Raw genomic sequence first — 19,889 nt, 5'->3', positions numbered from 1 at the left:
CAGCGTTTTATTTTTTAGCTCTGGGATGTGTCTGGTCATACACCTTGGCCAGATGCTGAAAGTCCAGAGACGTGTACACCTGGGTGGCGGCGATGGAGCTGTGGCCCAGCATTTCTTGTACCGCACGCAGGTCGCCAGACGATTGCAGCACATGTGAGGCAAACGAATGGCGCAACATATGCGGATGCACATTGGCCGGGATGTCCAGGCTTTGTGCATGCGCTTTCAGGCGCAGTTGTATCAGGCGGGTAGAAATGCGGGTGCCGCGTTCGCTCAGGAACAGCGGATGCTGGTCCAGTTTGACCAGCGTGGGACGTACGGCCAGCCAGTCTGCCAGTGCTGCCAGTGCGGGTTTGCCGACTGGAACGATGCGTGGCTTGCCACCCTTGCCGGTGACATGCACTTCGCCCTCCACCATATCGACATAGCCAGCTGAACTATAGCCACTTTCATGAATAGCAGCTATGTCGAGGCTGGCCAGTTCTGACACGCGCAAACCACTGGAATACAGCAGTTCAAACATGGCCCGATTGGCGCGGGATGTGGGCTGATCACTGCCTTTCTGATCAACCAGCCTGACTGCATCATCGGCCCCCAATGCTTTTGGCAGCGGCTTGTTTTTCTTGGGTGCGCGTACCCCTTCGACCGGATTGGCTGCCAGGTCCTGCTCTTCGGTCAGCCAGCGATAAAAGCCGCGCCAGCTCGACAGCTTGCGTGCAATGCTGCGGGCATTTTGTCCACTGGCATGCATTTGCGCAGCAAAACGACGTATGTGATGGGTGTTCAGACTGGCCAGATCTTGTTGCCCGGCCAGTTTGATGAGCTCGCGCAGATCCAGCAGATAACTGTCCAGCGTGTGCTGGGACAATTGCCTCTGACTACGCAAGACCTCCAGATAGCTGGCCAGGTACTGATCTTGTGTCGTCATGCGGACCTCCTGCAACAGCCCGGTACGGGCAATGGCTCTGTCTGACGGTTAATTACAGATCCACCAGGCAGCTCAGGGCTGCACTACTGGTGTCAGCAATCTTGATCAGGAAATCGGTTGCCATGTCCTTGGTATAACGTGCCGGGTCGGGTGAACCCAGCACCAGCAAGCCAAAGGTCGGTGACGTGGCTGTCAGGCGCAGTGGCAACATGGCCAGCGACTGCACGGGCTGGTCGGCATCGATCCAGCCAGCCGCTTCAAAATCGTGATTCTTGCCACAGTAAGGTGTGGTCAGGCCTTTGGCGAACAGACGGGCATCGTCACTGGTGGTACTGGCAAACCAGGTATGTGCATAGTCGGCGCCGACATTCCACAGACGCAGGGTGGCGTGTGGCAGATTGAAAATATCCTGCAAGCCTTGCGTCAGGACGTGGGGCAGGTCGACATCATTGCGTGCCAGCAGCAATGCCCGTGTCCAGCTCTGAAATTTTTGGCTGATGTCATGATTTTCTTCAGCGATACGCAGCAAATCTGCCATGCGCAATTCCAGACCACGGTATTTTTCGCGCACCACTTCCATCTGGCGTTCCTGCAGCGAGATGGCACGCCCCATGACCGGGCTGGTGAGTTTGATGGTGCCCAGCAATTCTGCATGTTCTTCAAAAAAATGCGGATGCTGTATCAGATAGGTGGCGATGTCGTTGGAATTCATGCTGTTTCTGTGAGATTGATTTCGCCTTCGAAGACGGTCACTGCGGGACCGCTGAGGAATACTGGCTTGCCTTCACCTTCCCAGGCAATAGACAGTTCACCGCCACGCATGCTGACACGGACCGGGCTATCTAGCAAGCCGCGACGTATGCCGGTGACGACTGCTGCGCAGGCGCCAGTGCCACAGGCCAGGGTTTCACCGGCACCGCGTTCATGCACGCGCAGGCGTATATGTTTGCGTGCCATTACCTGCATGAAGCCTGCATTCACCCTGCGCGGGAAGCGCGGGTGATTTTCTATCAGCGGGCCGTCGACGGGTATCGGAAAATCGTCTACCGAAGCCACGACCTGTACCGCATGTGGATTACCCATGGATACGGCAGAAATCCAGACGGTCTTGCCGTTGATTTCCAGCGGCCATAAGCTGTCATCAGCCTGGTGCATGGGTGTCAGTTCATCGGCCTGGAAGGGGACCTGTGCAGCTTCCAGTATCGGTGCGCCCATGTTGACGGTGATGCTGCCGTCTTCTTCCATGCGCGGTTCTATGATGCCGGACATGGTTTCCACACGTATGCTGGATTTGGTGGTCAGGCCTTTTTCAAGGACAAACTGGACAAAGGCGCGTGAGCCATTACCGCATTGCTCTACTTCGCCACCATCATTATTGTATATGACATAACGAAAATCCACATCTGGCCTGGTTGACCGTTCAACCACCAGTATCTGGTCGGCTCCTATGCCAAAGCGACGGTCAGCAATCAGCCGCCATTGGGCTGAAGTAAAATTGATTTGCTGGCTGATGGCATCAATGACGACGAAATCATTGCCCGCACCATGCATCTTGGTGAATTTGAGTTTCATATCATGATTATATCGCGGCGCGGCAATTACCACGAGATTATGCTGAAAGCCTGACAGATTGGTGCTTTTCAGGTTTGTAAGCTACTCTGGATCGCCCTAAACTTTATACACTCCGCAGCCCAGGACCAGATTGTCGGCCACGATTTCTATGTACGAGGTTTTGGATTCCACCTTCTTCGATGTCGGATTGACGATGGTGTAATCGATCCAGCCGCCGGTTGCCCCTACCTTGAACGCATCGCCGACCAGTTTTTTGCCGTCCAGGCCGTCAACATGGAAGAGATTGACTTTCAGTTTGGCGGCATTGCCGGCAAATGCCAGGTATTGGCCCTTGCGGTCAAAGGCAAACACATACATGTCGCGATCTGCGTACAGCTTGTCTGCATTTGCCGTGATCATGGGCAGGGCGCGCTGTCCATGGGCGTCATACAGGGTGGCTGCTTTCTTGACCAGGGCAAAGGCTTCATCTGCCGTGCCTTGTAGTAACTTGAAGGTGGATACCGACTTGGTCAGCGCCCGCGCCCGTTCTTCCAGACTCAGAGAAGAATGCTTGGCGTGGTCTGCCATCTGCGCATTGCTTTGCGTGATGCTGTCCAGGTGGCGCAGGGCTTCAGATATCTGCGACAAGCCATTGCTTTGTTCGCTCGAAGCGGTAGAGATGGAATTGATGTTGCCAGCCAGGCCGCGTATGCCTTCGACGATTTCACTCAGGGTCTGGTTGACGTTGTTGATTTGCCTGACGCCATCATCAACCCGATTGACTGAATCATCAATCAGGCGTCGTATCTGACGGGCAGAGTCGGCACTGCGTTGTGCCAGACTGCGTACTTCGGTGGCGACGACGGCGAAACCGCGTCCGTGTTCACCGGCGCGCGACGCTTCTACCGCTGCGTTCAGCGCAAGGATATCGGTCTGGAAGGAGATGCCATCGATCAGGCTGACAATTTCCTGCACCTTGCGTGCACTTTGATGGATGCCGTTCATGGAATCGACGGCGGCCCGCATGTCATCCCCGGTGGATTCGGCGATCAGTCGTAAATTCGCGGCCAGGTTATCGACAGCACGTGCACTATCGGCATTCTTTTTGACGGTATCTGCCAGATCATCGACGCTGGCCGAGGTTTCTTCCAGGCTGGATGCCTGCTGTTCGGTGCGTACGTTCAATTCACTGATACCCAGCGCCAGGCCTTGCCCCAGTTGCGCCACCATGCTGGCATTGCTGCGTACATTGGCAACCAGGCGCGACAGGTTTTCATTCATGCTTTCCAGCAGATTACCAGTGCGTGCCAGTTCATCACGACCGGTGATGTGGATATGATTGGTCAGGTCGCCAGCAGCAACCGAATGGGCAGAGCGGCCAACTTCGTTCAGTGCAAACATGAAGCCGCGATAAAAGCCCAGTGCCAGATAGCAGCTCAGCAACACAATGATGGTCAGTACAGTCAATATCACCTGGCGGTAAGTGTCGAGGCGGTTGACGCGTTCTTGCAACAAGGCATTCAGTCTACCATGCATGTATTTTTGCAATGTGATGGCTTTTTCTATGGCCAGCGTACCCTGGGTGAAAAATTCACTGGCGTCACCGCTGACGCTTTCTCCCAGCAGGTTTTTCTGGGCCAGGGTGGTAAAGGACAGGCTGGCATCAAGTGCGTCCTTCTCTGGAGCAGTGATGTTTTCACCGGCGCGTTTCAGCGCATCATCCATGTCCGTGACAGCATTGATGGCAGTCTGCAAGGCATCCGTGCGTGAAACCATGCCCGCTTTTTCGGGCGCTTCCATGCTGCCGGCTTTGATATAGGCAGAACCCACGCCGCGCAACAGTGCCAGGTTTTCCATCCAGACCGGCATTTTTCGTATGGACACGTCCATCAGCAGGAAGCTGGCATTTTCGGGATCGGTTAACAGCCCGGTTTTTTCATTCACCAGGGCAGAAAACGACAGGCTTTGCCTGATCAGGCGGCTGTGTTGCACGGTGTTTTCTTTGACGGCAGCGGCAGTTTGCCCTGCTGCCAGTTGCTGCAATTCATTGGCAGTGGCTTTCCAGCCGCTTGCCAGGTCTGGCAGTGGTATGCCGGGTAAGAAGGCATCCAGCTGGTCGAGATTGTCTTTCAGCTCTTTGCGGGTTTTGGCCAGGTCATCGTCCAGATTTTGGCCAGACAGCTTGAGATTCATCTGACCACGATGTTTTTGCGTCTGGATCACGATTTTCATAATCAATTGTGTTGCTTCGACGCCCTTCAGTTCCAGTCGGGAGTTGTCAGAATCATTAGCAACCTGACGTATGACTGTGCCAGTAAGCAACACCAGGGGTATCAGCAAGGTCGCAAATATACCCAGCAGCTTGACGCGCAAACTCAGCTTGCTCATCAGGAATAAGCCAGGTTTCATGAACTTGCCGAGCAGTGTTGCCTTGGGTTGAGACATGGTTTTCCTTGCGATTGAAAGGCTGTCAAAAGTATTTTCCCAGATTCTTGCCTTGGGTACGAGCGTAAATAAATAAAAAAACAATTTAGCCCGAAAGCAATCATTGTTTTGATTCCAGTACACTTTGCCAAAGTGTCAGTCATACTGTACTGGTCTTTTTGTGTGGCACTGTCCATTGGGACGGCCAATACAGCATGTTAATGTGCCAGGGCGTAAGATATGGCAATACGCTTTAGCTTACTAAAAAGTATATGATTCACTCACAAGGTGATTCTGTTTTGTTGCGCACACCATTGCCCAAACGATAAAAAGCACGGAGACCCCATGAATGCACCCCTGAAAGCAGAGCAAGCCGAGCAGCATGCACTGATCGATAACCATATTTCCCTAGACGATAAATTCACACTGGAGCGCGGCCGCGCTTTCATGACCGGCACCCAGGCCCTGATACGCCTGATGATGTTGCAGCGTCAGGCCGACGAAAAAGCAGGCCTGAATACTGCCGGTTATATTAGCGGTTATCGCGGTTCACCATTGGGTAATGTTGATCTGACTGCTGCCAAGGCTAAAAAACACCTGGCCAGGCATCATGTGAAGTTTCATCCGGGTGTGAATGAAGATCTGGCTGCCACCACGGTATGGGGCACGCAACAGGTTAACATGTTTCCGGGTGCAAAATATGACGGCGTATTTGCCATGTGGTACGGCAAGGGCCCCGGTGTGGATCGTTGTGGCGACGTGTTCAAACATGCCAACCTGGCTGGTACCTCCAGACATGGCGGTGTACTGGTGGTTGCCGGTGATGACCATGCAGCAAAATCATCCACGGCTGCGCATCAGAGTGAACATATCCTGAAAGCCTGTGGCATTCCTGTCCTGTATCCGGCCACCGTGCAAGAGTATCTCGACTACGGACTGCATGGCATCGCCATGTCACGGTATACCGGTTTGTGGGTGTCGATGAAATGCGTGACTGACATCGTGGAATCCGGCGCCGTCGTTGATATTGATCCGGATCGCGTCAAACCGGTTATTCCTGAAGATTTTGTCTTGCCTGCCGATGGCGTGAATATCCGCACACCTGACCCGGTGCTGGCGCAAGAAACCCGCATGAATAACTACAAATGGTATGCGGCGCTGGCTTATGTGCGTGCCAATAAACTCAATAAAATCATCTGGGACAGCCCGGTTGCCAAGATCGGTATCATCACTGCCGGTAAATCTTACCTTGATACCCGTCAGGCGCTGGCTGACCTTGGCATCGACGAGCAAGTCGCCAAAGACATAGGCATACGCCTGTACAAGATAGGTCTGACCTGGCCGCTGGAATCTGAAGGTGTGCGTGAATTTGCCACCGGCCTGGAAGAAATTTTGGTGGTGGAAGAAAAACGCCAGATCCTCGAATATGCACTGAAAGAAGAACTGTATAACTGGGAAGACAAAGTCCGTCCCCGCGTGGTTGGCAAGTTTGATGACAGTGGCGAATGGAGTAACCTGCATGGCTCCGGCCACGGCGAATGGTTGCTGCCAGCGACGTACGAACTGAACCCGGCGCAAATTGCCCGTGCGATTGCATCGCGCATCAGCCGTTATTTTGCCGGACATCCGGTCGAGCAGCGCGTGAAAGAGCGCGTGGCGTATCTGGAAGCCAAGGAAGCCATGTTGAATGTGGTGTCCAAGCCTGATCCGAACAAGGATCGCGTACCGCATTTTTGTTCCGGTTGTCCACACAATACATCGACCAAAGTACCGGAAGGCAGCCGCGCCCTGGCCGGTATCGGTTGCCATTACATGGTCACCTGGATGGATCGCGAAACGTCCACCTTCACCCACATGGGTGCAGAAGGTGTGACCTGGGTAGGTCAGGCACCGTTCACTACCGAAAACCATGTGTTCTGTAATCTGGGTGACGGTACCTATTACCATTCCGGCTTGCTGGCTATCCGTGCTGCGGTGTCCGGTGAAGTGAATATCACTTATAAAATTTTGTTCAATGACGCTGTTGCGATGACAGGTGGTCAGGAATTTGATGGCCCGCTGGACCCAGGCATGATTTCGCGCCAGATCGCTGCTGAAGGCGTGGGCCCGATTATCGTGGTCACTGACGAGCCAGAAAAATATGGTGCAGGTTATCCGTGGGCACCAGGTGTGACTGTGCGTCACCGTAGCGAGCTTGATGCCGTGCAGCGTGAATTGCGGGTGGCCAAGGGCGTGTCTGCCATGATTTATGACCAGACCTGTGCTTCGGAAAAACGCCGCCGCAGGAAAAAAATCGACAAGGATGGCAAACCCGGCTTCCCTGACCCTGCCAAACGCGCAGTCATCAATGAAGCCGTCTGTGAAGGCTGTGGTGATTGCTCGGTGCAATCGAACTGCCTGTCGGTAGAACCGCTGGAAACCGAATTCGGTCGCAAGCGTCAGATCAACCAGTCGTCCTGCAACAAGGATTTTTCTTGCGTCACCGGTTTCTGCCCCAGCTTTGTCACGGTAGAAGGCGGCAAGCTGAAAAAACCGAAGAAAACCAAGATAGAACCAGGCAATGCGCTGGATGTGAATGCCTTGCCTTACCCCGCCCTGCCGGATACCAAGACACCTTTCGGTGTACTGGTCACCGGTGTCGGTGGTACAGGTGTCATCACTATCGGCCAGATCATGGCGATGGCTGCGCATTTGCAGGGTAAAGCCTGTTCGGTGCTGGACATGACAGGTCTGGCGCAAAAGGGTGGCGCGGTGATGTCGCATGTACGCCTGGCTGACCATGCCGACGACATACAATCGACACGGGTGGGTACCGGCATGGCCGATCTGGTCATAGGCTGTGATCTGATCGTGACTGCGGGCAAGGATGCCTTGTCACGCATGGGCGAAGGCCGCACCCATGCCGCCATCAATGCCAATGGCACGCCGACTTCGACTTTCATCAAGAACCCGAACTGGCAATTCCCTGGTGAATCGGCAGAAAACGATATCCGCAAGGCTTGCGGTGCTGACCGCGTTGATCTGATCGATGCAGCTTCCATTGCCACTGCGCTGATGGGTGACAATATTGCGACGAATATGTTCATCCTTGGTTATTCCTGGCAAAAAGGCTGGGTACCGCTGGAAGAAGTCGCTCTGATGCGCGCCATTGAACTCAATGGCGTATCGATCGACTTCAACAAGCAGGCATTCAACTGGGGCCGTCTGGCTGCGCATGATCTGGCAGCAATACAGCGCCTGGTAGCACCAGCTCAGGTCATAGAACTGAAACGCGCTCCAACGCTGGATGACACCATCAACAAGCGCGTGGCCTTCCTTACCGATTATCAGGATGCCGCCTATGCTGGCCAGTACAGTGAGTTTGTTGCCGAGGTCAAGGCCGCAGAAAGCAAACTGGTCGATGGCAACAAGCCCCTGCGCCTGACAGAAGCGGTAGCGAAATACCTGTTCAAGCTGATGGCCTACAAAGATGAATACGAGGTCGCGCGCTTGTACACAGACGGCAAATTCCAAAAGAAAATTGCTGACATGTTTGAAGGCGACTACGCCATCAACTTTCACCTCGCGCCGCCATTGCTGGCCAAGCGGGATGACAAGGGGCATCTGATCAAGCAACAGTTTGGCCCATGGATGATGAAAGCTTTTGGCGTACTGGCCAAGTTCAAATCCCTGCGTGGCGGCACCTTTGATATCTTCGGCTATACCGAAGAACGCAAGATGGAACGTGCCTTGCCAGTGGACTACAAACAAACCCTGAACAAATTACTGCCTTTGCTGAATGCAGATAATTTGTCCAAGGCGGTGGCGATTGCCAGCATCCCTGAAGACATACGCGGTTACGGCCATGTCAAGGAAAGGCATTTCAAGGCGGCAAAAGCCAAGGAAGCAACGCTGATTGCTGAATTCAATACGGCACGTTCTGCGCAAAAAGCTGCCTGATGTAGGCTGACTTAAATTTGCATGAAAATAAGACGGGTCGCCAATGGCGACCCGTCTTATTTTTAGCAAAGATCAGGTTTTCTGTTTGAATTTTCTTTCTACATCGTCCAAATAAGTCCGCATGGTTTTCTCATGTGAAAACACATAGGTGGCAAAAAAACGCATCAGCGGGTTGGGTACGCTGCCTGCTTCTGTGATGCGCAACTGGCTATGGCCATTCTTATCGCTGAATTCAAAAGTCCAGGTGCCAGAAAACGGCAGGCCGGGGTCATCTATTTTTGAGATGATCAACTGACCGGCTTTATCTTCAATGATGCGGTAAGGTATTTTGCCGTGACCTGATTCTTCTATATAGCGTAGGCCACCCTCTTTTTGCATGGATTTGATGCCGGTGCGCCAGCTTGGATAAGCCTCATAGTCGCGCACCAGTTGATATACGGTAGTGACCGGGACCGGGTAGTCCTGACTCAGGCTCAGCTTGTGGTCTTTGGGTGCCAGCATGCCCATGGTGAAGACTATCAGGCCGAGCAGTAAAATCACACCGCCGGCGATCAATGCAAATTTCATTCTGTATCCTCTCTTTTCATCGTTAACCTGAAACAGGCTTGCGCCAGTAATTCCAGCCCGGCGATTGCCTGTTCCATTTCTGTTGCAGTCATTTCAGCCAATACGGCTGCCAGCTTGTCTGTTTCCAGCACTGAACTTTTCCCCATCATTGCTTTTCCCTTGTCTGTCAGACGCAACAGATGGGCACGTTTGTCAGTTGCGATTTGCATTTCCAGCAAACTCAGACTTGCCAGATACTTGATCGCTTCCGACATGGTTGACTTGGTGATGCCCAGATGCCTGGCCAGTTGTGACTGGGTCATGGCATCTGCCGAACTCAAATGCGCCAGTATCGTTGCATCACGCTGTGATATAGCGATACCACTGGCCGCAGCCGGCTGGTGATCAGCATGGCAGGCATGGTAGATGCGCGGGTAGGCTGACTGCATGCGATAAATGAATTCGGTTTTGTCCATGGTCAACAAGTCCCAGTCTAGTTAACAAAATACAGGTTCGTCAAAACGAACCATTTAGTGAGTAGATGATGCGTAAATTGTGCCTAAGTGAGTGCTCCGACATCAGCATATTTCATCTTGCCTTACAATTGTGTTTTACCGAAATCCCTGGACACACATCATGCAAGCACGTTTCTTCATTGCTACTGCCGCCATTCTCATGTTTACAGGCGTAGCTGCCGGTGCCTTTGGTGCGCATGGCCTGAAACAGATACTGGATGCCGACATGCTGGCGATCTGGCAAACCGCAGTGACCTACCAGATGGTGCATGGACTGGGGATGCTGGCGCTGGGTATCCTGTTGCAGCAACAGGATACTGCCTTGTTGCGCAAGGCCGCCTGGGCCATGCTGGCAGGGGTAATCATTTTCAGCGGCAGCCTGTATGCGCTGGCGCTGACTGGCATACGTGTGCTGGGGGCGATTACACCTATAGGCGGGGTGGCATTTCTGGCAGGATGGGCGATGCTGGCCTGGGCAGCAATTCGCCGTTAAACCATCGTAGTTGAGTCTGACCAGTTGATCTGGTTGAACAGGGTTTGCAATTTTGCCGTGCGTGCCGGATTGATCATGCGCATATAGGCGAGTTTGCCTGCAAGATGGGTGCGAAAATCTGCGTGCCCTGCGCGGTTTTGTGATGCCGGATTACTGCGCAGGCAGTTCGTCAGAGTCGCTTTGAGAGTATCGTAATCGCTACGCTTGATATTGCAGTGGCGATTCACGACGATGCCTGTGACCTGCTGCCTTGTCGCTGCACGCATGATGCGGGTCTTTTTGTAATTCAGTACAAAACCTTCTTCCAGTACGATGGCTGCGACTTGCGGGATGAAGCGTGTCAGACTTTGCTCAAATGCTTCATCGCCAGAAAATGTCAGGTCATCTGCATAACGGCTATAGCAGGCCTGGATACTCTCAGCCAGGGTTTGCAGACGTATATCGAGGCGATAAGCACACAAATTGGCCAGTGCAGGCGAGGTAGGTGCACCTTGCGGCAGGTGCGGGCTGCGTAATAAATGCGAAGAACTGACGGATGTCAGTGGCCCACCGGCCTTATCTCTGACGATACTGGTGGGCGTGCGGTTACTGCACAGCCGAGCCAGTGTGCCGGCTACTTTGTCCGGGTAGCCCAATTTGGCAAACAGGGCATGCAGGCGTGAGCCAGGGATGCTCGTGAAGAAATCCTTTAAATCGAGTCGCACGACTACACGCTGGCCGGTATGCAGGGCAGCATGGCTAATGCTGGAGCGGCCTTGTTGAAACGCTTGCGCAGCAGCATGCGGCGGTAGCCTGTTTAATATTTGCTGTAGGATTTTTCTTTGTATATTGCGCAGGCGTGATTTGGGTATTTCCAGCAAACGCCAGCCGCCAGATGCTTTTTCCAGCCAGCGGTAATGGTAGTGTCCCAGTTGCGGCGATGTCTGTGCATCCGGCCGCCACTGATCGGCAAACCAGGCCAGTTCACTGACGGTCAGGTTCAGGTGTTTTGCCAAATCAGCCTGGTTGCTGAAGTCAGGTAAAGCCAAGTCTTGCAGCCATGCAGGTTTTTCAGGTCTGATGGCTGGTTGCAGGCAATACTGCTTGATTTGGGGTTTGTCTTTACCACGCCAGGCATCGTAGTAGCCATGGTCATCCAGTATCAATGCGGCTATTTCATGGCGACTGTAATGATAAAAATGCGGGCCTGCATACTGTTCAATTTTTTGGCACAGCGACGGTATCCACGGCCATTTCTTACCCAATACCCAGGTCGTGTTTTTCATCAGGGCGACATGGCTGAATTCACCCGCCAGTAGAGCGTCGGCGATGGCTAAGGCGACCTGACGGGGTTTATCCATGAATGTAATGTAGCGGGCGGCGGAGAGCCTGCAACCAGTCTCGTGAAGTGTGAACTGTCCTGCATGAAATGCAGAACGGCTCACGCGATGAAATGCCAGGTAAATGTATCCCGCGGGGTAACCCCGCAGAGGCGCTATGGACTTGCGTTTGAGCGCCAGCTTGCAGGATCCGCCGCAGTGCGAAGATAGAGTATGCAGCCCGGGCTGTCAATCTTTGGGCTGCAATCTCAAGAATACAGTCTTAGGACCGCAGTCTCAGGACCGCAGTTTCAATACATCACTCACTATATTTTTCTACCGCTTTTTGATATGCAGGGCGTGCCGCTACCATATCGACAAAGCGCGTCAGGTTAGGGAAGGCTTCACGGCCAGCGCCGCGCACGGCTGACTGTATGGCGAAAGACAGTTGTATGTCTGCACCTGTCAGGCTGTCGCCAACGAAGTAATCCCGGCCTTCCAGTTCCAGATTCAGATAACTGAAGTGATTTGCTACTTCGCTGCTGATACGCGGGTGCAGCGGTGCACCGGCTTCACCCAGGCGTCCTACATACAGCTTCAGCAGCAACGGCAACATGGCTGAACCTTCGGCATAGTGCAGGAACTGCACATAACGGTTGTAATCAGGCGTGTCTACAGCCGGTGCCAGGCGACCATTGCCATAGTTGCGGATCAGGTAGTCGATGATGGCGCCAGATTCAATCAGAGTTTGGCCTTTATCGCGTATAACAGGGGCTTTGCCCAGCGGGTGGATTTTTTGCAGTTCTGGCGGTGCCAGACGGGTCTTGGGATCGCGATCATACGAGATGACGGTGTAATCCAGCCCCAGCTCTTCCAGCAACCAGGTGATACGACGTGAGCGTGATTCTTTTAAGTGATGGACTTCTATCATGGGAGGCTCGCTGTCTTGGGAAATGAAAAACTCATTATGCCCAGTTTTTGTAAAGCCTGCGTCGGCACTTGTTTATTAACTAGAACTCACCCCTATTGATGAAATGAGTTCTAGAGCCCTCGCTCTAGACTTTCCTTAAAGAATCGTTGTCAACGTCACATCCCTGACATAAGGCAGTCCTACTATCTCTCATTTTCCAGGGGAGTAGCCAAATGCAAAACGATCAGAAAAAAAGTTCACAAGCACCAGAAAATATTACGAGACGCGGCTTTGTCATCAAAATGTCTTCAGTCGCTGCTGTCATGGCATCTGGCGGTGTTCTGACCGCTTGCGGCGGTTCCTCCACCATCCTGAATGGGGAAATGGCAGCCTTCAATTATGGTGTCGCCAGTGGTGACCCCTTGTCTGATCGTGTCATCCTGTGGACACATGCCAAGATATCGACCGATGCCAGCGTGGACCTGACCTGGCAAATGGCGGCTGATGCCAGTTTTGCTAACGTACTGTCCTCCGGCAAGGTGACCACAACTGCTGCCAGCGGTTTTACCGCCAAGGTGGATGCCACAGGCCTGGCTGCCAATACTGAATATTTCTATCGCTTCATTGCACCGAATAATAGCGTGTCACCTGTCGGTCGTACCCGTACCCTGCCAGTTGGCAATGTGGATCAGGTCAAGCTGGCGGTGTTTTCCTGCAGTGATTATCCTGCCGGTTATTTCAATGCCTATGACAGTGCAGTCTCTTCCGGTGCCCAGTTTGCCCTGCATCTGGGTGACTATATTTATGAATACAAGGATGGCGTCTATCCACCTGTTGCTTCACAAGTGGCAGGCCGCATTTCTGCACCCGCGAGCGAGATTGTCACCGTCGCTGATTACCGCGCACGCCATGCCCTGCACAAGGCTGATCCTTACCTGAAAGCACTGCATGCACGCATGCCCATGATCACCATCTGGGATGATCATGAATTTGCCAACAATGCCTGGATGGACAGCGCAGAAAATCATAATCCTGCCACGCAGGGCACCTGGGCAGCACGCAAGGCAGCGGCCAGCCAGGTCTATCATGAATGGATGCCGATACGTTCACCGGACACCAGCAATTTGCTGAAGATCTACCGTTCGTTTGATTTCGGTAATCTGCTGTCGCTGCACATGCTCGACACCCGTATCATTGGTCGTGAGCAGGCCCCGGACCGCATGCTGGATGCGCAAGGCCGTGACGTTGCTGATCCCAAGTTCCTGCCATATGCCTTCAACAAGAACAAGCAATTGCTGGGGACAACACAGCAGGCCTGGCTGGATACACAGATGACAGCATCCAAGGCGACCTGGCAGATACTGGGTAACCAGACTGTCATGGGCCGCGTGCAATTGCCGGCATCAACACTGGTTGCCAATCTGAGCGCAGACTCAGTGACTGCCTACCTGACTGCCAAGGCAACGCCGGCAGCGGCACAGACACAGGCGCAAAAAGATTTGCTGGATCCCTTGAAGAATCCCAAGATTTCCTACAACTTCGATAACTGGGAAGGTTATCCGAATGCCCGTGATACGGTCTTTAACTCCGCCGCGAAACTGAAAACGGCAGGCAAAAAATTCCTGGTTTTGTCAGGTGACAGCCACAATGCCTGGTTCAACAAACTGACTTTGACGGATGGTACGCAGGTAGGGGCAGAATTTGCTGGCATGTCGGTCACTTCTTCCGGTTTTGAAGGCGTATTTCCTCCTTCAGTAGTGGCGCCGGCAACGCTGGCCGGCACCATCAAGGCACTGGTCGATGATATTACCTATATCGATACTTACCGTCGCGGCTATATGCTGATCACGGTGACACCTACCCAGGCCAAGGGTGAATATGTGTATGTCAGTACCGTCACCAGCTCCAGCTATACCACCAGCGTGGATACCTTCACGTATGCAGGCTAATACCTGGTAACAACCGAAGCCGGCAGTGTGCTGGCTTCGGCATGATTCCTTACACGCTGTATTCCATCGCCAATACTTCTGCATTTGAATCTGGTTCGACCGCTACAAAACCGAGCTGGCTGTATAAATGCAAGGCCCCAGGGTTGTCGCGGTACACACGCAGGCTGACGATGGACAAGCCGGTCGCGGTGATAGCCCGCTGCATCAACTGATCACACAATACCCTGCCATAGCCCAGCCCACGTGCTTTCGGGGAAACGATGATACGTCCCAGATGCACGCGCTGTTCATCCCTTTGCCAGAACTGGGCAAATCCGACTACAGTCTGGTTGGAATCAATCAATGTAAAAGCCTGTGATTCCGGCTTTGCCAACAAGTCTGGCAAGTCTGCCGTGGCAAATGGATAAGGCAGTTGTGGTCCAGCCCAGCGGGCGCAGGCTTTGGCATCGTGAATCCAGTTGGCGATGATTGCATAATCGCTTGGCACGACAGGGCGCAAGATTGGCGGCATTGTTTTGGGATGGATGAATTGAGTTTTTTAAAGACGGCTCGGCCATTTTATGGGATATCAGCTCAGCGCAACTGAAATTTATCGGCCACGAAAAAACCAGCAGTAATGTGGATGCAGGCAATGTTAATATCGTTGCTTTACGTTAGCCAGGATTGTGGCGGAGTAAAGCCAGCTATTTATGTCAACAGCCGTCGTCGCCATCGTCCTGTTCGCCGCCTTTCTGCATGCTGCATGGAATGCTGCGATCAAGGTCGGTGAAAACAAGTTTTTCAATACGGTATTGATCACCAGCGGTGCTGGTCTGGTCTGCGCGCTGGCTTTGCCTTTTGTCACTCAGCCCGACATGGCGAGCTGGGCGTATATTCTTGCTTCGGTGGTGTTGCAGATCGTGTACTTTTGTTTGCTGGCGGCTGCTTACCGGGTTGGCGACATGAGCCAGGCTTACCCGCTCATGCGTGGTACGGCACCCTTGCTGGTGGCCGTAGGCAGTGGCAGTATTATTGGTGAAGCGGTGCCTGCCATGCGCTGGCTGGGCCTGGGGCTGCTGGTTCTTGGCATCGTGGGATTATCATTACGCGATCAGGCAGCAAATCAAGCCGCAAATCAGGCCGCAAATCAGGCCGCAAAAAAGTCGCAGGGCGGCAGGTTTTCCACGCATTTCCTGGCGCTACTGAATGCATGTTTTATCGCTGCCTATACCATTGTTGACGGCATAGGCGTACGCAAGTCGGGTGCGCCTGCGGCCTACACCATGTGGATATTTTTGCTGACGGCGTTGTCATTGATAAGCCTGATCTTGCTCAAAGACCGGCGCGTTTTTTTCAATTACAGCAAGGGTAAATACATGTTGGGTATAGCCGGCGGCAGTTGTTCTGTTGCCTCTTACGGTCTGGCCTTGTGGGCAATGACGCTGGCCCCCGTGGCTGCCATCGCTGCCTTGCGCGAAACGTCCATCCTGTTTGCCACTGCGATTGCGGCCTGGATACTGCATGAAAAAATAACAGCGAGACGGCTGGCGGCTATCCTGCTGGCGGTCGCCGGAGCGATAGTCATTCGCTATACCTGAGAATGGTATTCTTCTGACGGATTATTCCTTGATAGCTTCAACGCTGAATGACAAGGTCACTTCATCGCTGACAAAGGGGGCATAGCGCCCAACACCATAATCGCTGCGCAAGATTTTGGTATAGCCATTTGCGCCGCAGGCGCGCTTCAGGTACAGAATCATGAAGCGGCATTCAAAGTGGGTGATGTCCACCTTTACCGGGCGTTTGACGTCGCGTATGGTCAGGTCGCCTTCGACCTGCACCAGCTTGTCTTCATTGAAAATCAGCTTGCTGGATTGAAAAAGTATTGCAGGATATTTTTGCACGTCAAAAAAACCATCGGAGCGCAATACCTTGTTAAACGTGTCTGAACCGGTATTGATGGAATCGGCATCGATGCTGATTTGCAGGCTGCCGCTCTTGTTGTCAGTGTCAATTTCTATGGAGCCGGTATTCTTGTCGAAGCGTCCGCGCTGCATCGACAGGCCCCAATGCTTGTATTCAAAACTGCTGAAGGTATGCTCGGTATCGACGACATAGCGATCCAGCGCCAGAGCGGGCACGCTGGCGGCCAGCATAATCAGGGCGAGTGCAGGGCGATGCCGAGGGAATCTGAACATGGTGGCGCATGAAATAAAAAAAGGCAGTAGTGCCATGATAGGCGCTTACTGCCTTTGCTGCCAGAAATCAATATCCTGCCTGTCAAACCAGTACAGGCAGATGTTGCAGACAGGAAGCCTGGATATTAAGGTTTGACGAACTAAGGTTTGACGAACTAAGGTTTGACAAACTTCAGGGTCATGCGGTCGCTTTCACCGATGGCTTCATACTTTGCCTTGTCTTTTTCCTTGTTGGCAAAAGTGGGCGGCAAAGCCCAGACGCCGTTTTCATGGTCGCTGGTATCTTTGGCGTTGGCATTGACTTCAGATTTTGCGGCCAGTTTGAAGCCTACGCTTTCCGCCAGTTTGATGACATAGCTTTCATGCACATAGCCGGTACTGGCTTTTTCATCCTGGGTCTTGCTGGCAGGCAGGCGATGTTCAACCACGCCAAACACGCCGCCTGGTTTCAGGCTGTCATAGGCGCTCTGGAACAGAGCTTTCATGGCAGGTTCACCATTGCCTATCCAGTTATGGATATTCCTGAAAGTCAGCACCATGTCGACGCTACCCTTGGCAGCGTACTCAAGCTTGGCAGGCGGTGCAAACACACCCATTTGTACCTTGCCGTAAACTGCCGGTGTGGCGTCCAGTTTTTGCTTGAAGCTGGCAGCACCCTTGCTGACAGCCGGGTCACCCAGCGCAGCGATCATCTTGCCGTTGTCACGCAGGTAGGGCGCCAGGATTTCTGTATACCAGCCACCACCAGGGGCCAGTTCGACCACCGTCATGCCCGGCTTGATGCCAAAGAAAGTCAGGGTTTCGTAGGGGTGACGTGCGCTATCACGTACTGCATTGGCTGGTGTGCGTTGCTGGCCGGCGATGGCTGCCTTCAAGGCGTCATCGGCTACGGATACCTGGCTGGCACCTATGCCTGCCAGCAGGCTTACAGCGAGTAAAAACTGTTTCATTCAGACTCTCCCAAGGAAAAACGATATGACTGCCAGGCTGCGTAAACGTTCCCTGACATGCTAAGTGGCTATCGTGCAGCGCATCATAAGCGGTTTTGGCCTGACGTGTTGCTTGCCTGATTGTGATTGTCGGTTTCCGCTTCGTCGTCAGGCGACTTGCCGTCATTGACCCATTCCATAATATCGCCTGGCTGGCAATCCAGACGTTCACAAATTTTTTCCAGGGTAGAAAAGCGTATGCCTTTTACCTTGCCTGACTTGAGCAGGGACAGGTTTTGTTCGGTAATACCAACAAACTGTGCCAGTTCCTTGGATTTGAGCTTGCGCCTGGCCAGCATGACATCGAGATTGATGATGATAGACATCAGACGAAGCCCTCATTTTCTTCTGCCAGCCTGCGCCCCTCATGCATCATGCCTGTAATCAGGTAAAAGGTGATGCATACCAGCAGTAGTATCAATTCTTCTGAAGACACCGATACCGAGAAATTGCCATCACCTTGCCCCGGCAGCAACTGCATGACGGCGGTGCGGGCAGGTACTTCTGCGATAGATAGCAGGGTGGACAGGGCGACGGCACCGGCAAATGTCCGCAGTCGCGCAATATTCTGCAAGGAAAACAGATTCTGCTGCTGGATGCCTGCCAGCAATCTGTCCAGGTTCCACAAACCGTATAGCAGGCACATTAGTGCCGGCAGTCCAAGCAGGACACCGATACCGCGTTCCATGGCCGGCATGGAACGCATCTGCTCAATCAGCAAGCCTTTGGCAGCAACATGCATGGACCAGGTACCCAGATTTAACGGAGTGTTACTCCAGGCCAGGATAAAAAAAGCCACCTCCGTGGCAGCGCAGAGCAAGAGCAGGGGCCGGATCAGGCGGGAGAGTTTGCTTATCTTCATAAATAATTGTCTTGTGATTATAAATTCTCGTTTTACAGTAATTTATTTCTGTTATAGTTTAATTGTAATAGACTTGACGACAAACTGTAAGGAGTAAAGATGCGCCAGTTATACAAAGGCTTTAGCCTGGTATTGATATGCCTGGGGGCATTGTGTCTGTCTGCCTGCATGAGCGTGCAGGTGAGTGAAAACCAGTTCATTCATCCAGATAGCCGTTCCGGTTATCGTCTTGCCGAAAAACTCGATGCGGCCAGCCTCCGGCAAATGGCAGTCGATGCTGAACTGACGGAATGGCGTCTGGACAGCAGCGATGGCGTGACTTTGCAGGGCATACGCATACAGTTGAAACAGGCGCAGGTGAGCGTGCTGTATTTTGGCGGCAATATGTTTCATCTGGACGATGGCGCAAAATACCTGTTGCCTGCCATGCAGCAATGCGGGGCCAATTTTCTCAGCTTTGATTATCGTGGCTATGGCCGCAGCAGTGGGCAGCCTACGGTTGCGAACATGCAGGCAGATGCCTTGCGTATCTATGATCATGCAAGGGCACAGACCACGGGAAAACTGATCGTGCACGGGCAGTCCTTGGGCAGTTTTATCGCTGGCTATGTGGCACAGAACCGGCAACTCGATGGCCTCGTGCTGGAATCAACGGCCAGCAATGCCATGGACTGGGCGCTGGCGAACACTCCCTGGTATGCCAAACCTTTTGTCAACATTGAGTTGAGCCCGGCTTTGCAGGACATAGACAATACCCGCGCTGTTGGCGCTTATCGTGGCAAGAGTCTGGTACTGGTCGGTGATCAGGACAAGGTCACACCGCTGGCTCTGGGGCGCAAGGTGTATGAAGCAATTCCAACTGGTGATAAACGGTTTGTGGTCAGCCCCGGTGGTGGCCACAATGGCCTGATGCGCCGTACTGATGTGTTGGATGCGTATTGTGGTTTTGTGCGCTCAGTTTGAATACACAGCGGAAAAGCTGGTAAATGTGGGTGGGTGAACCTAATATGAATCTATAATGCGGTTCACCTTTATTCTGGTACTTGTCATGAAGAAATTAAGCCTGGTCTTGCTTCTGCTGGCTTTCCCCCTGGCCAGTTTTGCGCAGACGGCAGTATTTCGTTGTGAAGTCGATGGCAAACTCGTGTGGTCAGATCAACCTTGCAAAAAGAAAGGCAAGGCAGTGACGGTCAAACGCTTGCCGTCGGGCACGCCGGGTGGCAATTCTGCGTCCACACCCAAAAATCCCCCACCCAAGTAAATCAAAATAAACATCGTGCAGTCTGAAAATCAGAGCAATATGTAATG

19 protein-coding genes are annotated in these 19,889 nt (G+C 53.0%); 6 read left to right on the top strand and 13 right to left on the bottom strand.

What is annotated here, in order from left to right; all coding sequences use genetic code 11:
* Nucleotides 1-7: 7 nt before the first annotated feature.
* The 4 genes from xerC to H8L32_RS14090 form a co-directional block, all read right to left on the bottom strand.
* The gene (gene xerC, locus H8L32_RS14105; RefSeq protein WP_186947870.1) at nt 8-928 is read right to left on the bottom strand and encodes a tyrosine recombinase XerC; all 921 of its coding nucleotides are present in this window, start codon (nt 926-928) and stop codon (nt 8-10) included.
* Nucleotides 929-980: 52 nt separating this feature from the next.
* Nucleotides 981-1,640 carry a DUF484 family protein gene (locus H8L32_RS14100; protein WP_186947869.1) on the bottom strand — a complete coding sequence of 220 codons (660 nt, stop codon included), beginning with the start codon at nt 1,638-1,640 and terminating at the stop codon, nt 981-983.
* Nucleotides 1,637-2,500 carry a diaminopimelate epimerase gene (gene dapF, locus H8L32_RS14095; protein ID WP_186947868.1) on the bottom strand — a complete coding sequence of 288 codons (864 nt, stop codon included), beginning with the start codon at nt 2,498-2,500 and terminating at the stop codon, nt 1,637-1,639. Before dapF ends, H8L32_RS14100 begins: the two co-directional genes overlap by 4 nt.
* Before the next feature lie 96 nt (nt 2,501-2,596).
* Entirely contained in the window at nt 2,597-4,924 is a 2,328-nt protein-coding gene (locus H8L32_RS14090) for a methyl-accepting chemotaxis protein (RefSeq protein WP_186947867.1), read from the bottom strand.
* 324 nt (nt 4,925-5,248) lie between these two features.
* On the opposite strand from H8L32_RS14090, the gene H8L32_RS14085 reads away from it, so the two are divergent.
* Nucleotides 5,249-8,842, top strand: a complete 3,594-nt coding sequence (locus H8L32_RS14085) for an indolepyruvate ferredoxin oxidoreductase family protein (RefSeq protein WP_186947866.1) — start codon at nt 5,249-5,251, stop codon at nt 8,840-8,842.
* A gap of 72 nt (nt 8,843-8,914) precedes the next feature.
* Here H8L32_RS14085 and H8L32_RS14080 read toward each other — a convergent pair whose 3' ends face one another.
* Both H8L32_RS14080 and H8L32_RS14075 read right to left on the bottom strand, forming a co-directional pair.
* Complete coding sequence (locus tag H8L32_RS14080; protein WP_186947865.1) at nt 8,915-9,409, bottom strand: SRPBCC family protein; 495 nt, start codon at nt 9,407-9,409, stop codon at nt 8,915-8,917.
* The gene (locus H8L32_RS14075) at nt 9,406-9,864 is read right to left on the bottom strand and encodes a MarR family winged helix-turn-helix transcriptional regulator (RefSeq protein ID WP_186947864.1); all 459 of its coding nucleotides are present in this window, start codon (nt 9,862-9,864) and stop codon (nt 9,406-9,408) included. The genes H8L32_RS14080 and H8L32_RS14075 overlap by 4 nt, the downstream gene beginning before the upstream one ends.
* A 160-nt stretch (nt 9,865-10,024) precedes the next feature.
* Here H8L32_RS14075 and H8L32_RS14070 point away from each other — a divergent pair, with 160 nt between their 5' ends.
* Nucleotides 10,025-10,396, top strand: a complete 372-nt coding sequence (locus H8L32_RS14070; RefSeq protein ID WP_186947863.1) for a DUF423 domain-containing protein — start codon at nt 10,025-10,027, stop codon at nt 10,394-10,396.
* Here the strand turns inward: H8L32_RS14070 and H8L32_RS14065 are convergent.
* Complete coding sequence (locus tag H8L32_RS14065; protein ID WP_186947862.1) at nt 10,393-11,736, bottom strand: reverse transcriptase family protein; 1,344 nt, start codon at nt 11,734-11,736, stop codon at nt 10,393-10,395. The two genes, H8L32_RS14070 and H8L32_RS14065, sit on opposite strands and share 4 nt — an antisense overlap.
* A gap of 277 nt (nt 11,737-12,013) precedes the next feature.
* Entirely contained in the window at nt 12,014-12,625 is a 612-nt protein-coding gene (locus H8L32_RS14060) for a glutathione S-transferase family protein (RefSeq protein ID WP_186947861.1), read from the bottom strand.
* A gap of 212 nt (nt 12,626-12,837) precedes the next feature.
* Here H8L32_RS14060 and H8L32_RS14055 point away from each other — a divergent pair, with 212 nt between their 5' ends.
* The gene (locus H8L32_RS14055; RefSeq protein ID WP_186947860.1) at nt 12,838-14,553 is read left to right on the top strand and encodes an alkaline phosphatase D family protein; all 1,716 of its coding nucleotides are present in this window, start codon (nt 12,838-12,840) and stop codon (nt 14,551-14,553) included.
* Nucleotides 14,554-14,602: 49 nt separating this feature from the next.
* Here H8L32_RS14055 and H8L32_RS14050 read toward each other — a convergent pair whose 3' ends face one another.
* The gene (locus tag H8L32_RS14050; protein ID WP_186947859.1) at nt 14,603-15,064 is read right to left on the bottom strand and encodes a GNAT family N-acetyltransferase; all 462 of its coding nucleotides are present in this window, start codon (nt 15,062-15,064) and stop codon (nt 14,603-14,605) included.
* A gap of 178 nt (nt 15,065-15,242) precedes the next feature.
* Here H8L32_RS14050 and H8L32_RS14045 point away from each other — a divergent pair, with 178 nt between their 5' ends.
* Nucleotides 15,243-16,130, top strand: coding sequence for an EamA family transporter (locus tag H8L32_RS14045; RefSeq protein ID WP_186947858.1), 888 nt, complete (start codon nt 15,243-15,245; stop codon nt 16,128-16,130).
* A gap of 21 nt (nt 16,131-16,151) precedes the next feature.
* Here H8L32_RS14045 and H8L32_RS14040 read toward each other — a convergent pair whose 3' ends face one another.
* From H8L32_RS14040 to H8L32_RS14025, 4 genes are all read right to left on the bottom strand, one after another.
* Nucleotides 16,152-16,730 (bottom strand): YceI family protein, encoded by a 579-nt coding sequence (locus H8L32_RS14040; RefSeq protein WP_222619352.1) that lies wholly within the window; start codon nt 16,728-16,730, stop codon nt 16,152-16,154.
* A 155-nt stretch (nt 16,731-16,885) separates the two neighbouring features.
* Complete coding sequence (locus H8L32_RS14035) at nt 16,886-17,680, bottom strand: class I SAM-dependent methyltransferase (RefSeq protein WP_186947857.1); 795 nt, start codon at nt 17,678-17,680, stop codon at nt 16,886-16,888.
* An 83-nt stretch (nt 17,681-17,763) separates the two neighbouring features.
* Nucleotides 17,764-18,045, bottom strand: a complete 282-nt coding sequence (locus H8L32_RS14030) for a helix-turn-helix domain-containing protein (RefSeq protein ID WP_186947856.1) — start codon at nt 18,043-18,045, stop codon at nt 17,764-17,766.
* Entirely contained in the window at nt 18,045-18,581 is a 537-nt protein-coding gene (locus H8L32_RS14025; RefSeq protein WP_186947855.1) for a DUF2975 domain-containing protein, read from the bottom strand. The genes H8L32_RS14030 and H8L32_RS14025 overlap by 1 nt, the downstream gene beginning before the upstream one ends.
* A 99-nt stretch (nt 18,582-18,680) precedes the next feature.
* On the opposite strand from H8L32_RS14025, the gene H8L32_RS14020 reads away from it, so the two are divergent.
* Nucleotides 18,681-19,544, top strand: coding sequence for an alpha/beta hydrolase (locus H8L32_RS14020; protein WP_186947854.1), 864 nt, complete (start codon nt 18,681-18,683; stop codon nt 19,542-19,544).
* An 85-nt stretch (nt 19,545-19,629) separates the two neighbouring features.
* Nucleotides 19,630-19,842: a hypothetical protein gene (locus H8L32_RS14015; protein ID WP_186947853.1), complete on the top strand. Its 213-nt coding sequence runs from the start codon at nt 19,630-19,632 to the stop codon at nt 19,840-19,842.
* Nucleotides 19,843-19,889: the final 47 nt, after the last annotated feature.

Source organism: Undibacterium hunanense (assembly GCF_014284335.1).
GTDB classification, from domain to species: Bacteria; Pseudomonadota; Gammaproteobacteria; order Burkholderiales; family Burkholderiaceae_D; genus Undibacterium; species Undibacterium hunanense.
This window is presented reverse-complemented; position numbering and strand designations above follow the sequence as displayed.